This window comes from Klebsiella sp. P1CD1 (genome assembly GCF_003790505.1).
Taxonomy (GTDB): Bacteria; Pseudomonadota; Gammaproteobacteria; order Enterobacterales; family Enterobacteriaceae; genus Klebsiella; species Klebsiella variicola.
Window position 1 is genome coordinate 677,796 of record NZ_CP033631.1, and the last position, 17,477, is coordinate 695,272.

General features: G+C 60.8%; 15 protein-coding genes and 1 pseudogene. 7 read left to right on the forward strand and 9 right to left on the reverse strand.

Annotated elements, in window-relative coordinates:
- Window positions 1-124: 124 nt before the first annotated feature.
- Window positions 125-1,717 (reverse strand): autoinducer-2 kinase, encoded by a 1,593-nt coding sequence (lsrK, locus tag DTA24_RS03395; protein ID WP_109956262.1) that lies wholly within the window; start codon window positions 1,715-1,717, stop codon window positions 125-127.
- A gap of 37 nt (window positions 1,718-1,754) precedes the next feature.
- Window positions 1,755-2,726 carry a transcriptional regulator LsrR gene (gene lsrR, locus DTA24_RS03400; protein ID WP_046881905.1) on the reverse strand — a complete coding sequence of 324 codons (972 nt, stop codon included), beginning with the start codon at window positions 2,724-2,726 and terminating at the stop codon, window positions 1,755-1,757.
- 218 nt (window positions 2,727-2,944) lie between these two features.
- On the opposite strand from lsrR, the gene lsrA reads away from it, so the two are divergent.
- From lsrA to lsrG, 6 genes are read left to right on the forward strand one after another with little or no spacing between them, the layout of a single operon-like run.
- A complete protein-coding gene (gene lsrA, locus DTA24_RS03405; RefSeq protein WP_123837160.1) occupies window positions 2,945-4,432 on the forward strand; it encodes an autoinducer 2 ABC transporter ATP-binding protein LsrA in 1,488 nt (495 codons plus the stop codon).
- The gene (gene lsrC / locus DTA24_RS03410; protein ID WP_096834315.1) at window positions 4,429-5,463 is read left to right on the forward strand and encodes an autoinducer 2 ABC transporter permease LsrC; all 1,035 of its coding nucleotides are present in this window, start codon (window positions 4,429-4,431) and stop codon (window positions 5,461-5,463) included. The genes lsrA and lsrC overlap by 4 nt, the downstream gene beginning before the upstream one ends.
- Window positions 5,464-6,468, forward strand: a complete 1,005-nt coding sequence (gene lsrD / locus DTA24_RS03415; protein ID WP_023323308.1) for an autoinducer 2 ABC transporter permease LsrD — start codon at window positions 5,464-5,466, stop codon at window positions 6,466-6,468.
- The gene (gene lsrB, locus DTA24_RS03420) at window positions 6,465-7,478 is read left to right on the forward strand and encodes an autoinducer 2 ABC transporter substrate-binding protein LsrB (RefSeq protein ID WP_008806564.1); all 1,014 of its coding nucleotides are present in this window, start codon (window positions 6,465-6,467) and stop codon (window positions 7,476-7,478) included. Before lsrD ends, lsrB begins: the two co-directional genes overlap by 4 nt.
- Before the next feature lie 11 nt (window positions 7,479-7,489).
- On the forward strand, window positions 7,490-8,377 hold the full coding sequence (gene lsrF, locus DTA24_RS03425) for a 3-hydroxy-5-phosphonooxypentane-2,4-dione thiolase (RefSeq protein WP_002917724.1): 888 nt from the start codon (window positions 7,490-7,492) through the stop codon (window positions 8,375-8,377).
- A complete protein-coding gene (gene lsrG / locus DTA24_RS03430) occupies window positions 8,374-8,670 on the forward strand; it encodes a (4S)-4-hydroxy-5-phosphonooxypentane-2,3-dione isomerase (RefSeq protein WP_002917723.1) in 297 nt (98 codons plus the stop codon). The genes lsrF and lsrG overlap by 4 nt, the downstream gene beginning before the upstream one ends.
- A 47-nt stretch (window positions 8,671-8,717) precedes the next feature.
- Here the strand turns inward: lsrG and ygjG are convergent, their stop codons facing one another.
- Both ygjG and DTA24_RS03440 read right to left on the reverse strand, forming a co-directional pair.
- Window positions 8,718-10,097, reverse strand: coding sequence for a putrescine aminotransferase (gene ygjG, locus DTA24_RS03435; RefSeq protein ID WP_012540512.1), 1,380 nt, complete (start codon window positions 10,095-10,097; stop codon window positions 8,718-8,720).
- A 257-nt stretch (window positions 10,098-10,354) separates the two neighbouring features.
- Window positions 10,355-10,909, reverse strand: a complete 555-nt coding sequence (locus tag DTA24_RS03440) for a PadR family transcriptional regulator (RefSeq protein ID WP_008806562.1) — start codon at window positions 10,907-10,909, stop codon at window positions 10,355-10,357.
- Window positions 10,910-11,146: 237 nt separating this feature from the next.
- Between DTA24_RS03440 and DTA24_RS03445 the strand changes: the two genes are divergently transcribed.
- The gene (locus DTA24_RS03445) at window positions 11,147-11,923 is read left to right on the forward strand and encodes a siderophore-interacting protein (RefSeq protein ID WP_164481318.1); all 777 of its coding nucleotides are present in this window, start codon (window positions 11,147-11,149) and stop codon (window positions 11,921-11,923) included.
- A 101-nt stretch (window positions 11,924-12,024) separates the two neighbouring features.
- Here DTA24_RS03445 and DTA24_RS03450 read toward each other — a convergent pair whose 3' ends face one another.
- The 5 genes and pseudogenes from DTA24_RS03450 to DTA24_RS27915 all read right to left on the reverse strand — a co-directional run bounded on the left by DTA24_RS03450 (window position 12,025) and on the right by DTA24_RS27915 (window position 17,253).
- Window positions 12,025-13,674 carry a glycerone kinase gene (locus DTA24_RS03450; RefSeq protein WP_032736447.1) on the reverse strand — a complete coding sequence of 550 codons (1,650 nt, stop codon included), beginning with the start codon at window positions 13,672-13,674 and terminating at the stop codon, window positions 12,025-12,027.
- A gap of 75 nt (window positions 13,675-13,749) precedes the next feature.
- The gene (gene dhaM / locus DTA24_RS03455; protein ID WP_123836552.1) at window positions 13,750-15,171 is read right to left on the reverse strand and encodes a dihydroxyacetone kinase phosphoryl donor subunit DhaM; all 1,422 of its coding nucleotides are present in this window, start codon (window positions 15,169-15,171) and stop codon (window positions 13,750-13,752) included.
- A gap of 10 nt (window positions 15,172-15,181) precedes the next feature.
- Window positions 15,182-15,814, reverse strand: coding sequence for a dihydroxyacetone kinase subunit DhaL (dhaL, locus tag DTA24_RS03460; RefSeq protein ID WP_008806558.1), 633 nt, complete (start codon window positions 15,812-15,814; stop codon window positions 15,182-15,184).
- Window positions 15,815-15,824: 10 nt separating this feature from the next.
- Window positions 15,825-16,895 (reverse strand): dihydroxyacetone kinase subunit DhaK, encoded by a 1,071-nt coding sequence (gene dhaK, locus DTA24_RS03465; protein ID WP_008806557.1) that lies wholly within the window; start codon window positions 16,893-16,895, stop codon window positions 15,825-15,827.
- A 155-nt stretch (window positions 16,896-17,050) separates the two neighbouring features.
- A pseudogene (locus DTA24_RS27915) lies at window positions 17,051-17,253 on the reverse strand (hypothetical protein).
- Window positions 17,254-17,477: the final 224 nt, after the last annotated feature.

Here is a 17,477-nt window from a genome sequence, read left to right on the forward strand (position 1 = left end):
GATTCAAAGAACGGAACTCGTTGTCCCTCACCCCGGCCCTCTCCCAAAGGGCGAGGGGGAAAGGCGGATCGGCATCGGTATTCAAGGCCTGTGCCGAACGGTTCCCTCTCCCACCGGGAGAGGGTTAGGGTGAGGGGGCTACGCGCTGGTGGCGCTCCAGACCCGGCGCTTGCCACATCGACGTTGTCAGCCCGCTATCGACAAGGCCAAGCTGATCGGCGTACACCGTCTGCCACTTGCTCATCATCTCCTGATACAGCTCGCGATGCTGCGGATTTGGGGTGAACTCGCGGTGCCAGCTCACTAACCGTTCTCCTGTACTGGCCATATCGCCATACAGTCCGGCGCCGGTTCCGGCGGCGATAGCGCAGCCCAGCGCGGTGGCTTCGCGGACGACCGGCACCCGCACCGGCAGGCCGGTGACGTCGCTGAGGATCTGGCTCCACAGCGCGCCTTTAGAGCCGCCGCCGGCAAACACCAGGCTCTCGAATGTCACCCCGGAGAACTGGGAGATCTGCGCGAGGTTGCAGGCGGAGACAATCGCTGCGTTCTCCTCCAGCGCGCGGAACAGGGTCGCTTTGTTGCACTTCTCCGGATCGATGGAGAGGTTAATAAACGACGGCGCGGCGTGGTACCACTGCTTAAAGTGCATGGCGTCAGAAAAAATAGGCATCACGCCGTGGGAACCGGCGGGGACGCGGCTGGCCATCTCCTCCAGCAGCGAATAGGCATCGACGCCGAGCCGCTCGGCAATCAGTTTTTCTTCAGCGCAGAAGGCGTCACGAAACCAGCGCATGGTCAGGCCGGTAAAGAAGCTGATCGATTCCGCCTGCGCCATGCCGGGAATGACATGAGGATTAACACGAATATTCATCTGCGGATCGGTGCGCACCTGCGGCAGGTTGACCACCTGCTGCCAGAAAGTGCCGCCGAGTACCGCAGTTTGCCCGGCGCGCACCACCCCAAGGCCCAGGCAGCCGAGCTGGACGTCGCCGCCGCCCATCACTACCGGCGTCCCGGCGCGCAGGCCGCTCTCATGCGCCGCCGCTTCGGTGACGGCGCCCAGCAGGGTACCGGTCTCTTTGACCGGCGACAGCATATCGGCGCGCAGCCCGGCCATATCCAGCAGCGCCGGACGCCAGTCGCGGCTGAACAGGTCGAGCATGCCGGTGGTGCCGGCGTTTGACGGGTCGACCGCCAGCTCGCCGGATAGCTTCGCCGCCAGCCAGTCGCTGATCATGGTGATGGTTGCCGCTTTGCGGTAGATATCGGGGCGGTGGTGCGCCAGCCACAGCAGGCGCGGCATGGCGCTAAGCGCCAGGGTTTGTCCCGAGACCTCGTATACCTCGGATTCAAAACGATAGTCGTGGATCTCCTTAAGCTCCGCCACTTCGCGGCTGGCGCGGGCATCGACGTTGGCGCAGGCCCAGATGGCCTCGCCGTCGCGGTCATAGAGAACGATCCCTTCGCGCATCGAACAGCAGGCGACGGATTGAATATCGGCGGCAGAGAGCCCGGCGGCGTTGAGCGCCTGGCGAATACACTGGCAGGCCAGCTGCCAGTTGGTGGTAAGGTCGAACTCCATCGAGCCGGGGACGTTATCGACGCTCAGGTGTTTCCATTCGGCCTGGCCTACCGCCAGCTGGCGGCCATTAAGATCGAAAATAACCGCCCGAATGCTGCCGGTCCCGGCATCTAACGCTAACAGGTAACTCATGACATGCGCCTCGCTGTTGTCGCGCGGCGCCAGGCCGTCAGGAGGCCAGGGTAAGCACCGCGCGTGCTGTTGTCTCTTCCGTTACCAGGCCATTTATGCGCTTTCCAGTCAGAGCGGCATAAATCGCCTGCGCTTTTTCTTCTCCCCCGGCGACGCCGACGATGGTTGGCAGCTGCGCCAGCTCATCCAGGGTTACGCCGAGCAGTTCCCGATGGATCTCCAGTCCTTCTACCGGCCGGCCGTCGGCCTGCAGGAAATAACCTAAAATGTCGCCGACCGCGCCTTTGCGCGCGTACATCAGCTGTTCGCCCTCGCTGATATAGCCGGAGCGTAAAATGGTGGCGTCGCGCCGCTGATCGATGGCGCCAATGCCGACCACCGCCGCGTCCGCCGCCGTTGCCGCGAGGATCACGTCGCGCACGCTCGACTCATGGCGCAGGATCTCGGCGACCTCCGCTGAAGAGACCCGCAGCGGCGCCGGAATAATGCTGACGCTGCAGGCGGCATCAAGCTGGCCGATGCCGGTCATATAGGGGCCGACGCCGCCGGAGAGGGTCACCAGCCGCACCTGCTGCGAGCCGATAAAGCCGCTGAGATGCTGCAGGCAGCTCATGGTGGCCTCACCGAAGCCGACCGCCAGCAGCTGTCCCGGCTGCAGAATGCCCATCAGCGATTGCGCCGCGCCGATCCCCAACCGGGTATTCATCGGCGGGGTGTTGAGCGCCGGCAGCACGCGGGCAATCTTGAGGCCAAAGCGCTGCTGGAGTTCACTTTCCAGCGCCAGACAGCCCTCATAGCGCGAGTTGATCTGCACGCGGATCACCCCGGACTGGCGGCCTTTCTCCAGCAGACGGGAAATCTTCAGCCGCGGCAGCCCCAAACGCTCGCCGATGTCATTTTGCGTCAGGCCGTCGTGGTAGTAGCACCACGCCACCCGCGCCACCAGCTCTTCCTCGGCTAACGCCAGCCCGGCGTAGCGGTTCTCTTCCGTAATGCGTTTTTCGCTCATAAATTGAACTCTTATAAAAATTTAGATCATATGTTCGCTATTGCGCGGTCGGAAAGTGTGAGCCGACTGGCAAAACGGATCTTTCATCGCTGGCCCATTTTTTCCTGAGGATCTAAAGCGCCAAACTGTGATCTTCGCACGGTTGTAAATATAGTTCACCGTCTACGCTTTTGAACATTATTAAATTTAAAAATCATTTGTTCAATCGAGGCGCGATGATGAAGCCACTGCTTGAAGCTCGCCAGATTTGCAAACAGTTCTCCGGCGTTGCGGTGCTCAAGGGCATTGATTTCACGCTAGGCGCGGGCCAGGTGCATGCGCTGATGGGCGGCAACGGCGCGGGTAAATCGACGTTGATGAAGATCATCGCCGGCGTTGAAACGCCGGATAGCGGTGAACTGACGATCGGCGACCGCGCGTTTGCGCGCCTCAATCCGGCGCTGGCCCACCAACTGGGCATCTATCTGGTGCCACAGGAGCCGATGCTGTTTCCCAACCTCAGCGTGCGCGAGAACATTCTCTTTCGTTTGCCGAAGCGGGCGGATACCGCCCCGCGGTTGCAGGAAAAACTGCGGCAGTTGAACTGCCAGATCAACCTCGATGCCAGCGCCAGCACGCTCGAGGTAGCCGATCAACAGATGGTCGAGATCCTGCGCGGCCTGATGCGCGAGGCCAAGATCCTGATCCTGGATGAGCCCACCGCCTCTTTAACGCCGGGTGAAACCGAGAGGCTCTTTAGCCAGATCCGCGCGTTACAGGCGCTTGACGTTGGGATCGTCTTTATCTCACACAAATTGCCCGAAATCCGCCAGCTTGCCAGCCATATTTCGGTGATGCGCGATGGCGCGGTGGTGCTGAGCGGCGAGACCGCAACTTACCGCGATGAGCAACTGATTAGCGCTATGACGCCGGCCAGCCGCGACCATACGCTGAGCGACACGCAAAAGCTGTGGCTGGCGCTGCCGGGCAACCGCCGCACCCAGGCGCAGGATTTTCCCGTGCTGCGGGTGGAAGATCTTACCGGAGAAGGTTTTATCGATCTCAATCTGGAGATCCGCGCCGGAGAGATTGTCGGTCTGGCCGGGCTGGTGGGATCCGGGCGCACCGAATTTGCCGAAACCTTATACGGCCTGCGTCCACCGCGCGCCGGGCGGATCTGGCTGGAGAACCGCGAGATTAGCCGCGACAGCACCCGCGCCAGGCTGGCCAGCGGGCTGGTCTATCTCCCGGAAGACCGCCAGGTCTCGGGGCTGTTTCTCGATGCGCCGGTGCGCTGGAACACGGTGATGTTCAATCAGCCGTCGTGGTGGCAGCAGGGGAAACGGGAGGCGGCGGTGGTTGAGCGCTATCACCGGGCGCTGGGGATCAAGCTGGCCGATGGCGATCAGCCGGTGCGCACTCTCTCTGGCGGTAACCAGCAGAAGGTGCTGCTGGCGCGCTGTCTGGAAGCTAATCCGTTACTGCTGATTGTCGATGAGCCGACGCGCGGCGTGGATGTCTCCGCCCGCGCCGATATCTATCAACTGCTAAAAAGCGTTGCCGCGCAAAACGTGGCGGTGCTGATGATCTCTTCCGATCTGGATGAGTTCGTTGGCCTGGCCGACCGGGTGCTGGTGATGCATCAGGGCCGCTACAGCGGTGAGCTGGCGCGACAGGCGGTGACCGTCGATCGCATGATGACCCTGGCCTTCGGAGGGCAGGCATGAAAACGTTACTGAAGAATCGCGAACTGAGCGCCTTCTTTGCCATCGTGGCGCTCTTTGCCGTGCTGGTGGCGCTCAATCCAGCCTATTTCAGCCTGCAGACCCTGGCGATGATTTTCGCCAGCTCGCAGATCCTTTGCCTGCTGGCATTGGGCGCGACGCTGGTGATGCTGACCCGCAATATTGACGTGTCGGTAGGCTCCACCGTTGGGCTGTGCGCCATCGCCGTCGGCGTGGCGCTGAACAACGGTTACGGGCTGGCGACGGCTATCGCCCTCGCGCTGGCGATTGGCGCGCTGGCCGGGGCGTTTAACGGCCTGCTGGTGGTGGGGCTGCGCATTCCGGCGATCGTCGCGACGCTCGGCACGCTGGGGTTGTATCGCGGGGTGATGCTGCTGTGGACCGGCGGGAAATGGATCGAGGGCTTGCCCGACAGCCTGAAGTCGCTCTCGGAGCCGGCGTTTATCGGCGTGTCGCCGCTGGGCTGGCTGGTGCTGGCGCTGCTGCTGGCGGGCGGCTGGCTGCTGTCGCGCACCGCCTTTGGTCGTGATTTTTACGCCGTCGGCGATAACCTCGCCGCCGCGCGCCAGTTGGGCGTGGCGGTCAATCGCACGCGGATGCTGGCCTTTACCCTCAACGGGATGCTGGCGGCCTGCGCCGGGATTGTCTTCGCCGCGCAGATTGGTTTTGTGCCTAATCAGACCGGCAGCGGGCTGGAGATGAAAGCCATCGCCGCCTGCGTACTGGGCGGGATCTCGCTGCTCGGCGGTACCGGCACGCTGCTCGGCGCGTTTCTCGGCGCCTTTTTCCTTACCCAAATCGACACCGTGCTGGTGCTGTTCCGCCTTCCCGCCTGGTGGAATGACTTTATCGCCGGCCTGGTGCTGCTCGGCGTGCTGGTGCTCGATGGCCGCCTGCGCCAGGCGCTGGCCCGCCATCAGCGGGCGCTAAAGTACAGCCGTTTCCAGCCCGGTAATAAAGGGGGCAAACAGGTTGCCCGCTTTCCCGAACGCAAAAGCAAAGAGGTGGCTTAAATGAAGCTGAAGCTTAACTGGGAAAGCGCGCTGCTGGCGTTGCTGATCGCGGAAATCCTGCTGTTCGGCGCCTTGAATCCGCGCATGCTGGATCTCAATATGCTGCTCTTTAGCACCAGCGACTTTATCTGCATCGGCATCGTCGCGCTGCCGCTGACGCTGGTGATCATCAGCGGCGGGATCGATATTTCGCTGGGCTCGACCATCGGCCTGTGCGCCATCGCCCTCGGAGTGATGACCCAGGCGGGCTGGCCGCTGTGGCTCGCGGTATCGCTGACGTTGCTCTTGGGGCTGCTGTGCGGGTTATTTAACGCCGCGCTGATCCACTACACCGGCATCAGCCCGCTGGTGATCACGCTTGGTACGCTGTATCTGTATGGCGGCGGCGCGCTGCTGCTTTCCGGGATGGCCGGCGCGACCGGTTACGAGGGGATTGGCGGTTTTCCCGATAGCTTCACCGCCATCGCCAATTTAACCCTCGCCGGACTGCCGCTGCCGCTGGTGCTGTTCGCGATTATCACCTTTCTCTTCTGGCTGCTGGCCCATCGCGGGCGCTTTGGCCGCCATCTCTTTTTACTCGGGCAAAACCCGCGCGCCGCGCGCTATGCCGCGCTGTCGGTGAACGGCATCCCGTACGTGCTGTATGGCCTGGTGGGCGTCGCCTCGGCGGTCGCGGCGCTGGTGATGGTCTCCTATTTCGGCTCGGCGCGTTCGGATTTAGGCCGCGACCTGCTGATGCCGGCGCTGACCGCGGCGGTGCTCGGCGGGGCCAATATTTACGGCGGCTCGGGATCGATACTGGGTACCGCGCTGGCGGCATTGCTGGTGGGGTATCTGCAACAGGGTTTACAGATGGTCGGCATCCCCAACCAGGTGTCGAGCGCGCTGTCAGGGGCGCTGTTGGTTGTGGTGGTGATGGGGCGTTCGCTGAGCCTGCACCGTGAATGGGTGCGCGCGACCTGGCGGCGTCTTTTCTCGCATAGAACAATCGGAGCACAACAATGAAAACAAAACGTATCCTGCAGGTCAGCGCGCTGGCGCTGGCGATGAGCGTGGTTACCGCGCAAGCGGCGGACCGCATCGCCTTTATTCCTAAGCTGGTCGGCGTCGGCTTCTTTACCAGCGGCGGCAACGGCGCGAAAGAGGCGGGGAAAGCGCTGGGTGTGGATGTCACCTATGACGGTCCCACCGAGCCCAGCGTCTCCGGCCAGGTGCAGCTTATCAACAACTTCGTCAACCAGGGCTACAACGCGATTATCGTCTCCGCCGTTTCGCCGGACGGCCTGTGTCCGGCGCTGAAGCGGGCGATGCAGCGCGGGGTGAAAGTCCTGACCTGGGATTCCGATACCAAGCCGGAGTGCCGCAGCATCTATATCAACCAGGGTACGCCGCAGCAGCTCGGCGGCCTGCTGGTGGAGATGGCGGAAAAGCAGGTCAGCAAACCTGCCGCCAAAGTCGCGTTTTTCTACTCCAGCCCGACGGTGACCGACCAGAACCAGTGGGTGAAGGAAGCCAAAGCCAAAATCGAAAAAGAGCATCCGCAGTGGCAAATCGTCACCACCCAGTTTGGCTATAACGATGCCACCAAATCGCTGCAAACCGCCGAGGGGATCTTAAAAGCGTATCCGGATCTCGACGCCATTATCGCGCCGGATGCCAATGCGCTGCCGGCGGCGGCGCAGGCGGCGGAGAACCTCAAGCGTCAGGGCGTGGCGATCGTCGGCTTTAGTACACCGAACGTGATGCGCCCGTACGTTGAGCGCGGCACGGTGAAAGCGTTCGGCCTGTGGGATGTGGTTCAGCAGGGCAAAATTGCGGTTAACGTCGCCGATCGATTGTTGAAAAAGGGCGATCTTAACGTCGGCGACAGCGTTGAGGTGAAAGATATCGGCTCGCTGAAGGTCGAACCGAATAGCGTGCAGGGCTACCAGTATGAGGCGAAGGGCAACGGTATCGTGCTGCTGCCGGAGCGCGTGGTGTTCAGCAAAGAGAACATCAACAACTACGACTTCTGACGGAGGAAAAGATGGCTGATTTAGACGATATCAAAGAGGGTAAGGACTTCGGCATCGACCGCCCGCAGCAGAATACGCTGTATACCCTGAAAGGCTGTGGTTCACTGGATTGGGGCATGCAGTCGCGGCTGGCGCGCATCTTTAATCCGCACAGCAACCGCACGGTGATGCTGGCCTTCGATCATGGTTACTTCCAGGGGCCAACCACCGGGCTGGAGCGTATCGACCTGTCGATTGCGCCGCTGTTTGCCGACACCGATGTGCTGATGTGCACCCGCGGCGTACTGCGCAGCCAGGTACCGGCGGCCACCAATAAGCCGGTGGTGCTCCGCGCCTCCGGCGGCAATTCGATTTTGAGCGAACTCTCCAACGAATGCGTGGCGGTGGCGATGGAAGACGCGCTGCGTCTCAACGTTTGCGCGGTGGCGGCGCAGGTCTATATCGGCAGCGAATACGAACATCAGTCGATCAATAACATCATCAAACTGGTGGATGCCGGCAATCGCTACGGTATGCCGGTCCTGGCGGTTACCGGCGTCGGCAAAGAGATGACCCGCGATGCGCGCTACTTCTCGCTGGCCAGCCGGATTGCCGCCGAAATGGGGGCGCAGTTTGTGAAGACCTATTTCGTTGAGGAAGGCTTTGAAAAAGTGACCGCCAGCTGTCCGGTGCCGATCGTGATTGCCGGCGGTAAAAAACTGCCGGAGCATGAGGCGCTGGAGATGTGCTGGCGGGCGATCGATCAGGGGGCGTCCGGGGTGGATATGGGGCGCAATATTTTCCAGTCCAGCGCCCCGCGCGCGATGCTGAAGGCGGTGAAAAAGGTGGTGCATGAGAATCTGAACGCGCGCGAAGCGTATCAGTTCTGGCAGGAAGAGAAACAGGGAGAGCTGAAATGAATGTGACGCTGGTGGAGATCAATATTAAACCCGAGCGGGTGGATGAGTTTCTTGAGGTGTTTCGCGCCAACCACGAAGGCGCGCTGCAGGAGCCGGGCAACCTGCGCTTTGATGTCCTGCAGGATCCCGAGGTGAAAACCCGCTTTTTTATCTACGAAGCCTATAAAGACGATGAGGCGGTGCTGGCGCATAAGAAGACGCCGCACTATTTAGCCTGCGTCGAAAAGCTGGAGGAGATGATGTCGCAGCCGCGGCAGAAACGCAGCTTTATCGGCCTGTTGCCGCAGGTATGAGGATTTTCCTTCCCCCTCTCCCTGTGGGAGAGGGGGAAGGGCACTTATTACGCTTCTTCAACCGAGACGCGCAGGGCCGCCAGCGCCTTACGCGCCGCTTTCAGCACCTGCTCACACTGCTCCAGGGTGAGGGTCAGCGGCGGTTCAACGCGGATCGTCTTGGCGTTGTTTAACGTCCCGGCGACCAGCACCCGCTGTCTGAACATCTCACTGGCAAAGTCGTAGCCAATCTCGTTATCGACAAACTCGATGGCCATCAGCATGCCTTTCCCGCGCACTTCATTCACCAGGTCCGGATACTCCTGCGCCAGCAGGCGGAACCCGTCCAGCAGCATATCGCCTTTCTGCGCCGCCTGCGCCGGCAGGTTTTGCGTCAACAGCACGTTGATCGTCGCCAGCGCCGCCGCACAGGCCAACGGGTTGCCGCCGAAGGTGGTGGTGTGCAGGAACGGGTTGTCGAACAGCACCGAGAAGACCTCTTCCGTCGCCACCGTCGCGCCGATCGGCATCACACCGCCGCCGAGCGCTTTCGCCAGACACAGAATATCGGGCTGAACGTTCTCATGCTCGCAGGCGAACATCTTGCCGGTGCGGCCCATGCCGGTCTGCACTTCGTCGAGGATCAGCAGGGCGCCAAACTCATCGCACAGCTTACGCACCGCCGGCAAATACCCCTGCGGCGGGAGGATCACGCCCCCTTCGCCCTGAATCGGCTCGAGGATCACCGCCGCGACGTCGTCGCCGGTTTTCTTGCACTCGCTCAGCATGGTGCGCATGGCGTTGATATCGCCGAACGGCACGTGGCGGAAGCCCGGCAGTAGCGGCATAAAGGGTTTGCGGAAGGTCGACTTGGCGGTGGCCGACAGCGCGCCCAGCGATTTACCGTGGAAGGCGCCGCTGGTGGCGATGAAGGTAAATTTACCACGCGGCGACTGATAGGCTTTCGCCAGCTTGATGGCCGCCTCTACCGATTCTGTACCGCTGTTGCAGAAGAAACTGTACTTTAGTTTGCCGGGCGTTAAGGCTGCCAGGGTTTTCGCCAGCATCGCGCGTAGCGGATCCAGCAGTTCCTGACTGTGAAGCGGTTGTTTCGCGAGTTGATTCTCGACGGCGGATACCACAACTGGATTACGGTGCCCTACATTGAAGATGCCAAACCCACCAAGGCAGTCGATAAATTCCTGTCCCTGGGTGTCGACAAGCGTATTTAACCCTCCCGCTTGCCACTCTACGGCTCCGTAATCCCCGCCGGCTGTGACCGATTTTCGATACTCTAAAAACCCCGGATTCACATGCTCTTTAAAGTATTCCCTGACCTCCTGGTTAAGTGCTTTCATTTCCTCATGATCAAGCGTGCGCTTTTCAATGAGATTCAGTGCGTGTGCGCTGCAGGCCAGAGCCGATGCGCTGGAAGGTAACCTGTTCAAAATGTGCTCCTGGGGCGGACGTATCACACGATACTGGATTAAGTATTGCAGGGATTACGCCAGTTCGGCAGAAGCGGTGAAAATCGGGATAAATGCAAAGTAAAAGACGAAATGTGTAAAATTTAATCTCATTGCGCCACTATTGGCACGTTTTATTCCTGAGCTGACGAGATTTTCTGCCTGGCGGCGATGAACGGGCCGATCCGTCGTGGTGCGGGCTGCCCCAGGGCGGGGCAGCCGGTGGTAACAAAAGAGGCTTAGTCGAGCTGAGAGATCTCCATCGCCGCCCGGTCAATAATGCCGATGATCTGCTTGAGCTGGGCGGCACTGCTGGCCTGCTGGTTCACTTTCAGGTCGAGGACCGCTTTGAAGTTTTCCAGCGCGCGCTTCATCTGCGGATCCCGGCGCAGCTCGCAGCCGACCATCCGCGCCTGCAGACGCTCCTGGATATGGGCCAGGTGCTCCTGGTTCTCGGCGTGCAGCTGTTTTCCTTCCTCGCTGATAACGATTTTTTTACGTCCGTTGTCATCTTCCACGCTGATAAGGCCCTGGTCCTGGAGCAGATCCAGCGTCGGGTAGATTACCCCCGGGCTGGGGCTGTAGTTCCCCTGGGTAAGCGTTTCGATCTCTTTGATCAGCTCATAGCCATGGCTGGCGTTGCGGCTGAGGATATCCAGAATGATCAGCCGCAGTTCACCGTGGCCAAAGAAACGCTGGCGGCGTCCGCCGCCGCGGCGGCCATGGTCGCCGTGTTCGCTGGGATCACCGTGGCGCCCGCGTGGCCCACGCCCCTCTTCATGATGATGTCGCATGGTTACCTCCTGCTGTTTTTGATATATCTAATTTATATCTAAAAAATGAATGTTCGCAATGCTGGTTGATATTTATTTTTTAATATATTGATATATATGTAATTATTTTCTAATTGTGGATTTTGATGCGGTTTGTTTTGACTATATCAAAAAAAGACTTGCATTCTTTTTAGTTGGCAATCATTATCATTTGCATCAAGTTTAGATATATCTATTTACCGTTCACGAAGGCAATCGATGATGACAAAAACCAAAGCAGACAAGTACCCGCAGCGTGTCCGCAATGAGCTGCGTTTCCGTGAGCTGACGGTGCTGCGCGTGGAGCGCGCAGGCGCGGCGTTCCAGCGTATCGTGCTGGGAGGCGAGGCGCTGGAAGGCTTCGCTTCTCACGGCTTTGACGACCATACCAAGCTTTTTTTCCCCGAGCCGGGCGCGGCATTTACCCCGCCGCAGGTGACTGAGGAGGGGATTGACTGGGGCGAGGGCGTGCGGCCTGCCACTCGTGACTATACGCCGCTGTACGATGCCGAACGTCACGAGCTGACTTACGATTTCTATATCCACGATGGCGGTATCGCCAGCCGCTGGGCGCTGGAAGCAAAAGTGGGCGATAAGCTGGTGATCGGCGGCCCGCGCGGCTCGCTGGTGGTGCCGGAAGATTATGCCTGGCAGCTGTATGTTTGCGATGAGTCCGGCATGCCGGCGCTGCGCCGTCGTCTGCTGGGGTTACGCCAGCTGCCGGCAAGGCCGCAGGTGACGGCCATCGTTACTATCGCCGATGCGTCGTATAAAGATTATCTGGCGGATCTCGACGGCTTTAACATCGAGTGGGTGGTGGGCCACAACCCGGCCTTCGTCGCCGAGCGTCTGGCCCAGGTGAAGGTGCCGGCGGAGGATTATTTCATCTGGCTGACCGGCGAAGGCGCGGTGGTGAAATCTCTGCTGGCGCGCTTTGAAGACGAGAGCATCGAACAGCAACTGGTGCGTTCCCAGGCGTACTGGCACAGCAAGTAAAAAGCCATCGTGGTAAAACCCGGATAGCGGCTTGCGCCTTATCCGGGCTACGGTTGGCGCCGATTTGTAGCCCCGGTAAGCACAGCGCCACCGGGGAAGGCTTATCGTTCCGCCAGGGCCTTAAACACCATCGCTACCGCATGGGCGCCGGGGTCCATGTTGCCGAGCAGGCTATCGCTATTGAGATAGGACGCGCGTCCGGCGCCAGCTTTGCCCGACTGGCAGGTGCGATCCGCCCCGGCCTGCGCCGCGGCAAAAGCGGCCTGCAGGTTCTCCGGTTCGGCCAGCAGCGCCGCCAGCGCCGGCTGCAGAGCGTCGATCATCGTCCGGTCTCCCTCATCGGCGCCGCCGTAAAACTTCATCTGTTCCAGACCGGCGTTCAGCGCCTCGGCCACGCTGGCGCCTTGCCCCAGCTTCTGCCCGGCAGCGGTGAAGAAGATCGACATCAATACCCCGCTGGAGCCGCCCATCACCACCGTCAGGCGTTCGCCGATCAGCGCAAAGAGCGTGGGCAGATCGTTTAGCGGCAGCTGCTGGCGCTGCAGCAGGTCGGCAATCTCGCGCGCCCCGGCGGCGAAGGTGGAGCCGGTATCGCCGTCGCCCACTTTGGCGTCCAGTGCGTTGAGATGTTCTTCAAGATCGATGAGGGCGCCGGTCACCTGCGCGACGTAATCGCCCACCAGTGGATTGCCCGATGGCATGAAGTCGACGCGCGCGCTGGCGAGAGTGGACGGCATGATGTTAACTGCCCGCGGCTGCACCGGCGTCTGCCAGCCGGCGGTTTCCACGTCCGACAGCAGCGCTTTTTCAATACCCTCCTCCAGCACGATGGCGCTCAGCGAGAAGCCTTTCATATCCAGCGCCGTCACCAGCGAGGCCGGGCCTATCAGCCAGTCAATGCGCGCCTGCAGCGGGGTGTTGGCCAGCTCGCGGGTGAGGATCGCCATCTCAGCCACCGACACGCCGCCGAGGTTATTAAGCATCACCGCCAGGCGGCCGGTTTCCGGCAGGGCGGCAGTCAGTTTTTCCACCATCAGGTTGACGATTTCCGCACTGTTTTGCGTGGCGATCGTCGAAGCTCCCGGCTCACCGTGGATGCCCATTCCCAGCTCGGCGTGACCGGCCTGATGGCGCGGCGCGCTGTCGGCTTCCTGCGGCAGGTGGCAGCTGGCCAGCGCCACCCCGATGCTGGCGGTATGGCTGGCGGCGTATTGCGCTTCACGCAGGACGGTGGCGAGGTTGAAGCCGCGCTCGGCGAAATAGCCCGCCACTTTATGCACCAGAATGGTCCCGGCGATGCCGCGCGGCTGCTTGTTATCCGGCAGCGAAATGTCGTCGCCGACGATCAGCATCTCCACGTTGTAGCCGAGACGGCGCGCTTTCTCCGCCGCCAGGCCGAAGTTAAGCCGATCGCCGGTGTAGTTTTTGACGATCAGCAGGCAGCCCGCCTCGCCGGTCACCGCCTGAATGGCGGTAAGCACCGCGTCGACGCTCGGCGAGGCGAACAGATCGCCGCAGACCGCGGCGGTCAGCATGCCTTTACCAATAAAGCCGACGTGCGCCGGTTCATGGCCGGCGCCGCCGCCGGAGATCACCGCCACGTTGTTTTTATTCAGATCGCGACGGACCACCACCCGGATCGCCGGGTCGCTCTCCAGACGGGCGAGGTTATTCCACGGGCTGGCGATAATGGTACCCTCAATCACATCGTTGACGAGGCTGGCGCGCTGGTTAAAAAAGAATTGAGACATAGTGGTTCCTGAAGAGTAAGCGAAAACTCACCCTCCGGAGGCAGGCCTCCGGAGCGGTAACGGTCAACGTGAATTTTAGTCACGGATAAGGCGTTGGTTACGCATATCGAGCACGATAGTCTCGCCGGGCTGCACGCTGTTCAGTGCCTCGCCCTGCTGGCTCAGCCAGGCGATCCCCGCCGCGCGGGCGATAATCGCGCCGTGAGCCTGTTCGCTGCCATCGCGCAGGCACAGGCCTTTAACGAAGCTGGCATCCAGCTGTAAGACGGTTGAGGGATAAATGTTGTCGGCAATAATAATTGTTGGCTCGCCGGGTGTCGGCACTCTCTCCTGAACGCCCTGCAGATGGCGCAGGGTGCGCTGCAAAATATCTTCGATATCGATATAGCGCGCCTGCAGGTAGGGGTCATCCAGCTGGCGATACTGCTGGCTGAGCTCCATCAACACCTGATGCCATGCCCATTCCGCCGAGCATTGTTCGGTGAGCAGACGATCGTTGGCGGCATCAAACAGATCGTCATCGTCGAGCAGGGTGTGGTGCCCGGCGAAGATCGCCGCGATATCGGCGTTAAATTTATTTTCCGCCAGCTCGGTCAGGACGATAAGATCCGCCAGCGTCTGGTCGATGGCCTGGCGCAGGCGCTGCTGCTCGCGGGCAGCATCGGCGGTAGCCGGGCGGAGCGGCTGGATCAGGGCCAGCGGATAGCGCAGGGCTGCACCTTCGACGCGCTCGGGCGTTGCCGGAGCCGCTGCCGGTTGCCCCGCAGGCGATTCACCGAAGTTATCGGCGGCCAGCGTCTGAAACGCCGCCAGCGCCGCGTCGGCATCCGGACCGCGGGCCAGCAGGCGCAGTTTATCGTTACGGCGGACCTGCAATAGCGCGATTTGGTTAAGGCTGTCCGGTTTGACGCACTTCCCGTTTTTCTCCAGCAGCAGATCGGCATTAAAACCCGCCAGCGCGGCGACCAGCTTCGACGCCGGACGCACGTGCAGGCCGTTGTGATTGTTAATAATAACTGAAACCGATTTTGTGTCGCCGTCGTCGGCAAGCATCGGCGCCGGCGCGGCGTCAGAAGTTGGCGAAGGTAAACCCAGCTGAACCCGCTTGGCCTCCAGGGCGCTCATGGCGTCGGCGATCACCTTGTCGATCCCGGCGCCGGAGGCAGCGCTGACGGTGGCCGCCAGCGTCCCTTCCACCAGCGGCGCGGCGCACAGCCGCACCTTCGCGGCAATCGTCGGATCGAGCAGATCGAGGGCGGTTTCGGCGCTGAGCAACGCGCTGCCGATATCCATCATCACCAGCACGTGATCGGTATCGGCGACAGATTCGATCGCCTCCATGACTTTAAGCGGATCGGTGCCGATCGGGCTGTCGGGATCGTCGATCCCGGCGGCGATCGCCAGTTTGCAGCCATCGTTGATTAACATCTGCCGGGCCAGTTCTCCGACACCTTCGCCCAGCCGGGCGCTATGAGAAACAATAACCAGGTTTACCATCGCGATTTCCTTACTCTTTGGCGGCGGCGGCCAGCATCTGAACCATAAATAGCACCGAGGTTGCGCCGGGATCCTGATGTCCGATGCTGCGCTCGCCGAGATAGCTGGCGCGGCCTTTACGCGCCTGCATGGTGATGGTGGCGTGGGCCGCACGCTCGGCCACTTCGCAGGCGGCATCCAGCGCGGCGGCGATCGACAGGTGCTGCTCGCTGGACTGGCGCAGGGAGTCCGCCACCGGCAGCCAGACGTCGCACATGGTTTTATCCCCTGGCTCCGCTTTGCCGCGGTTGACCACCCCGTCCGCGCCTTCGCGGATCATCAGGTACAGTTCGTCGAGGGTCAGGCTCTGGTGGGCCTGAGTGACCTGCGCGGCGCGAATAAAGAAGGTGCCGAACAGCGGGCCGCTGGCGCCGCCAACGTTGGAGAGCAGCGTCATGCCGGTATTTTTCAGGATAAAGCCAATATCTTTATCGGCGATCGACGGCAGCTTTTCGACCACTTTACTAAAGCCGCGGTGCATATTGAGACCGTGGTCGGCGTCGCCGATCTCTTTATCGAGGCCGGTGAGAAAATCGCTCTCTTTGGTGAAAATGTCGCCGCAGCGGTACAGCCAGTCGACGATTTGCGTTCTGTTCAGTGACATGTCGTGCTCCTTAGTTTCCCCAGTTCAGCGCCGGGGTATGAACCGGGGCGTCCCATAGCGCCAGCGTCTCATCATCCACTTTCAGCAGGGTGATGGAGAAGCCCGACATATCCAGCGAGGTGCAGTAGCTGCCGATGAGGTTGCGTTCGATGATGATGCCGGACGCTTCGCAGCGCTGGGCGAGACGGTGATACACGCCGTACAGTTCGGACAGCGGGGTGGCGCCGAGGTTATTGACCAGCGCGATGACCCGGTCGCCGTTTTGCAGCGCGGTTTTGCTCTGCTTCACTTCCTGCCACGCGCCCTTGACGGTATCCCACTGGCGCAGCGTGCGGCTGTAGGCGCCATTCTCCAGCAGGGTATCGAACATCTCATCGACGGTTTGGTCGAGCGAGCTGAAGCGGCGGCGGTCGATACCCGGCTCGCCATGGATGCCGACGCCGAACTCCATCTCATCATCTTTCAGGGTAAAGGAGGGCTGCCCGGCGGCCGGTACGGTGCAGGCGCCGAGGGCGATACCAATCGAGTGGCCGAGATTGTTCAGGCGGCGGCCCAGTTCAGCGCAGGCTTCCAGCGAGTCGCCGCGCTCGGCGGCGGCGCCGACCAGTTTTTCGATCAACACGGTATTGGCGACGCCGCGGCGACCAGCGGTATAGAGACTGTCTTTCACCGCCACGTCGTCGTCGACCACCACGGTGGTGACTTTAATGCCGCTCTCATGCAGCAGCTCGGTAGCGGTTTCGAAGTTCAGGATATCGCCGGTGTAGTTTTTGATAATCAGCAGAACGCCTTCGCCGCCGTCAATTTGCATCGCGCATTCGAACATTTTGTCCGGCGTCGGCGAGGTGAAAATTTCCCCCGGGCAGGCGCCAGAGAGCATGCCCTGGCCGATATAGCCGCAGTGCATCGGCTCATGTCCGCTGCCGCCGCCGGAGAGCAAGGCCACCTTGCCGGCCACCGGCGCGTCGGTGCGGGTCACATATAGCGGGTCCTGATGCAGGGTCAGCTGCGGATGGGCTTTAGCCAGCCCCTGTAATTGTTCATTCAGTACATCTTCAACACGGTTAATCAGCTTTTTCATTATTCAGTGCTCCGTTGGAGAAGGTTCGATGCGGCCTCTCTGCTGGCGGAGGCGGTCATCGCGTAGGGGTATCGTCTGACGGTGGAGCGTGCCTGGCGATATGATGATTCTGGCTGAGCGGACGAAAAAAAGAATGCCCCGACGATCGGGTTTCATTACGAAACATTGCTTCCTGATTTTGTTTCTTTATGGAACGTTTTTGCCGAGGATACGGTGAAAATGCGAGCTGGCGCGCTTTTTTTCTTCTGTTATAAGCGGCGGTCAGGATGGCTGGCGAAGCGGGTGGGAAAAAATTTTTGCTGATTTTCTGCCGACTGCGGGAGAAAAAAAGGCCGAAAAGGGGAGATGGTAAGGGCATTATGCGGCAGATGAGCGGATCGGGATCGCAATCCTGACAGAGAACAGGGTTTTTTGTTCCAATATGGAACGTAAAAAATTAACCTGTGTTTCATATCAGAACAAAAAGGCGAAAGATTTTTTTGTTCCCTGCCGGCCCTACAGTGATCGCACTGCTCCGGTACCGTTCCGTTCAGGCCGCGTTTTCCGGCCGGCGCGGATAACGCCAGGGCTCTTCATGTCTAC

What these genes read in the sequence shown, in the direction of transcription:
- lsrR (WP_046881905.1), bottom strand. Translation starts at nt 2,726, where the DNA reads ATGAGCGAAAAACGCATTACGGAAGAGAACCGCTACGCCGGGCTGGCG.
- dhaL (WP_008806558.1), bottom strand. Translation starts at nt 15,814, where the DNA reads ATGTCACTGAACAGAACGCAAATCGTCGACTGGCTGTACCGCTGCGGC.
- lsrD (WP_023323308.1), top strand. Translation starts at nt 5,464, where the DNA reads ATGAAGCTGAAGCTTAACTGGGAAAGCGCGCTGCTGGCGTTGCTGATC.
- lsrG (WP_002917723.1), top strand. Translation starts at nt 8,374, where the DNA reads ATGAATGTGACGCTGGTGGAGATCAATATTAAACCCGAGCGGGTGGAT.
- DTA24_RS03440 (WP_008806562.1), bottom strand. Translation starts at nt 10,909, where the DNA reads ATGCGACATCATCATGAAGAGGGGCGTGGGCCACGCGGGCGCCACGGT.
- DTA24_RS03445 (WP_164481318.1), top strand. Translation starts at nt 11,147, where the DNA reads ATGATGACAAAAACCAAAGCAGACAAGTACCCGCAGCGTGTCCGCAAT.
- lsrA (WP_123837160.1), top strand. Translation starts at nt 2,945, where the DNA reads ATGAAGCCACTGCTTGAAGCTCGCCAGATTTGCAAACAGTTCTCCGGC.
- lsrB (WP_008806564.1), top strand. Translation starts at nt 6,465, where the DNA reads ATGAAAACAAAACGTATCCTGCAGGTCAGCGCGCTGGCGCTGGCGATG.
- lsrF (WP_002917724.1), top strand. Translation starts at nt 7,490, where the DNA reads ATGGCTGATTTAGACGATATCAAAGAGGGTAAGGACTTCGGCATCGAC.
- lsrC (WP_096834315.1), top strand. Translation starts at nt 4,429, where the DNA reads ATGAAAACGTTACTGAAGAATCGCGAACTGAGCGCCTTCTTTGCCATC.
- dhaK (WP_008806557.1), bottom strand. Translation starts at nt 16,895, where the DNA reads ATGAAAAAGCTGATTAACCGTGTTGAAGATGTACTGAATGAACAATTA.
- dhaM (WP_123836552.1), bottom strand. Translation starts at nt 15,171, where the DNA reads ATGGTAAACCTGGTTATTGTTTCTCATAGCGCCCGGCTGGGCGAAGGT.
- lsrK (WP_109956262.1), bottom strand. Translation starts at nt 1,717, where the DNA reads ATGAGTTACCTGTTAGCGTTAGATGCCGGGACCGGCAGCATTCGGGCG.
- DTA24_RS03450 (WP_032736447.1), bottom strand. Translation starts at nt 13,674, where the DNA reads ATGTCTCAATTCTTTTTTAACCAGCGCGCCAGCCTCGTCAACGATGTG.